The sequence below is a fragment of the Mesorhizobium sp. M7A.F.Ca.US.005.03.2.1 genome (assembly GCF_003997795.1).
Classification (GTDB): domain Bacteria; phylum Pseudomonadota; class Alphaproteobacteria; order Rhizobiales; family Rhizobiaceae; genus Mesorhizobium; species Mesorhizobium ciceri.
In genome coordinates this window covers 1-2,423 of the sequence record NZ_RZRP01000909.1, presented here as the reverse complement: position 1 = coordinate 2,423, position 2,423 = coordinate 1, and the positions used below count along the sequence as shown (strand labels likewise).

Genomic DNA, 2,423 nt, shown 5'->3' with positions numbered 1-2,423 from the left:
GCCTATAGCGCGCCTGCGGTGCCGACGGACGGCCTGATCCGGGACGTCAAGGCAGATGTGCTGGTCGTCGGCATGAGCATCAGCGGCGCCATGATGGCCGAGGCGCTGACGGCCGATGGCCATCGGGTGATCTGTATCGACCGGCGCGGTCCGCTGAAGGGCTCGACGGCCGCAACCACCGCACTGGTGGCATTCGAAATAGACCAGCCTCTCTCCACGCTCTCGAAGATGGTCGGCAGAGCCTCGGCGCAGCAGGCCTGGCGGCGCTCGCGGCTCGCCGTCTCCAATCTCGCCGGACGCATCGCCGAACTCGGCATCAACTGTGGCCTGAGCCGGGCGCCGTCGCTCTATCTGTCTGGCACGATACTTGGTCCGTCGGAACTGCGCGACGAGGCCAAGGCACGGCGGCTAGCCGGCATCGCCGCGACCTATCTGACGCCGGCGCCGCTGGCGGAGACATTCGGCATCGACCGCGAAGGCGCCATTCTCAGCCACGGCAACATCGCGCTCGACCCGCGTAAGCTGACGGCTGGGCTGCTGCTGAAATCCCTTCAGCGCAAGGCTCGCTTCTACGCCCCCGTCGAAGCGACAGTGATCGAGGATAGCGCCGAAGCTGTTGTCGTCGCGACCAGGGATGGCCCGACCATAACCGCGCGACATGTTGTTCTGGCTACCGGCTACGAACTTGTGGAGATCGTGCCGGCCGCGGCCCACCGGATCATCTCGACATGGGCGATCGCAACATGCCCGCAACCGCGAAAGCTCTGGCCGGACGCAGCGTTCATCTGGGAAGCGTCGGAGCCGTATCTGTATATGCGCACGACGATCGACGGCCGGGTCATTTGCGGCGGCGAGGACGAGGATTTTGTCGACGAAGCGCGGCGCGACGAGCTGATCGCCGACAAGAGCACACGCATCGCCGAGAAGCTCGGCCTGGTATTTCCGCATCTCGACACCAGGCCCGATTTTGCCTGGACCGGTTCGTTCGGCACCACAACCACCGGCCTGCCCTATATCGGTGCCATTCCCCGCCACCCGCGCATCCATGCGGTGATGGGCTACGGCGGCAACGGCATCACCTTCTCGCAGATCGCTTCCGAGATTGTCCCGGCTTCGATCAACGGGCTGGAGGACACGGATGCAAGATTGTTTGCCTTCAACCGCTGATCGCACCCGCAAACAATCCGTCATCACCTGATTGTAACGCATCTGAAACACACTTAAGTCTTTGGTGAAGTCGGCCGCGCGAGAATGGCTTGTGCGGCCTTCGTCTGAGGGAGAGCCAAATGGATTTCAGTGGTTTCGATATTGCGGTTGGTGCACTTGCCCTTCTGGTATTGGTGCTGCTGATCAAAGGCATCAGGACAATCCCGCAAGGCTACAACTATACGGTGGAGCGCTTTGGCCGTTACACTAAGACACTGAGCCCGGGTCTCAATTTCATTTACCCGTTCATCGACCGCATCGGCGCCAAGATGAACATGATGGAGCAGGTGCTCGACGTTCCAAGCCAGGAAATCATCACTCGCGACAACGCCATTGTCGGTGTCGACGGCATCGCCTTTTTCCAGATCCTCAACGCCGCGCAGGCCGCTTACCAGGTTTCCGGCCTGCAGAATGCCATCCTCAATTTGACGATGACCAACATCCGTACCGTCATGGGTTCGATGGATCTCGATGAACTCCTGTCGAACCGCGACGCCATCAACGAGCGCCTGCTGCGCGTCGTCGATGAAGCGGCCCACCCGTGGGGCATCAAGATCACCCGCGTCGAAATCAAGGACATCAACCCGCCGGCCAACCTCATCGAATCGATGGGCCGGCAGATGACCGCGGAACGCAACAAGCGCGCCCAGATCCTTGCCGCCGAAGGCCTCAAGCAGTCGCAGATCCTCGAGGCCGAAGGCCGCAAGGAAGCCGCCTTCCGCGATGCCGAGGCGCGCGAACGTTCGGCCGAGGCGGAGGCCCGCGCCACCCAGGTGGTGTCGGAAGCGATCTCCAAAGGCGATGTGCAGGCGCTGAACTACTTCGTAGCCCAGAAATACACCGAAGCGTTGGGCAAGATCGGCACCGCGACCAACAGCAAGATCGTGCTGATGCCCTTCGAGGCATCGTCGCTGATCGGTTCGCTCGGCGGCATTGGCGAGATCGCCAAGGAAGTCTTCCGCAGCGAAGGCACGACCGGCTCGCAGAGGCAGGCCGCGCGCCCGCCGGTCGTTCGCCCAACCGACAACTGAGGTCGAAACCAATGATCGACCGCATCGTTTCCGAACTCGGCCCGTGGAACTGGATGGTTCTCGGTTTCGTCCTGCTGGTGATGGAAATCATCGCGCCGGGTATCTTCATGCTGTGGATCGGCATCGCCGCGCTGATCATCGGCGCTGTGTCGCTGCTGATCTGGGACACCGGCTTCTGGACATGGC

At 62.1% G+C, this 2,423-nt stretch carries 2 protein-coding genes and 1 pseudogene; all 3 read left to right on the top strand.

Going from position 1 to position 2,423, the window contains the following annotated elements; translation table 11 throughout:
* The coding region (locus EN991_RS32390) for an FAD-binding oxidoreductase (protein ID WP_164769534.1) at positions 1–1,167 on the top strand (1,167 nt) is incomplete at its 5' end.
* Between the two features lie 119 nt (positions 1,168–1,286).
* Positions 1,287–2,237 carry an SPFH domain-containing protein gene (locus tag EN991_RS32385; protein ID WP_013529726.1) on the top strand — a complete coding sequence of 317 codons (951 nt, stop codon included), beginning with the start codon at positions 1,287–1,289 and terminating at the stop codon, positions 2,235–2,237.
* Between the two features lie 11 nt (positions 2,238–2,248).
* A pseudogene (locus EN991_RS41300) lies at positions 2,249–2,423 on the top strand (NfeD family protein); the annotation flags it as partial.

Coding starts and splice junctions, on each gene's coding strand:
- EN991_RS32385 (WP_013529726.1), top strand. CDS start 1,287: ATGGATTTCAGTGGTTTCGATATTGCGGTTGGTGCACTTGCCCTTCTG.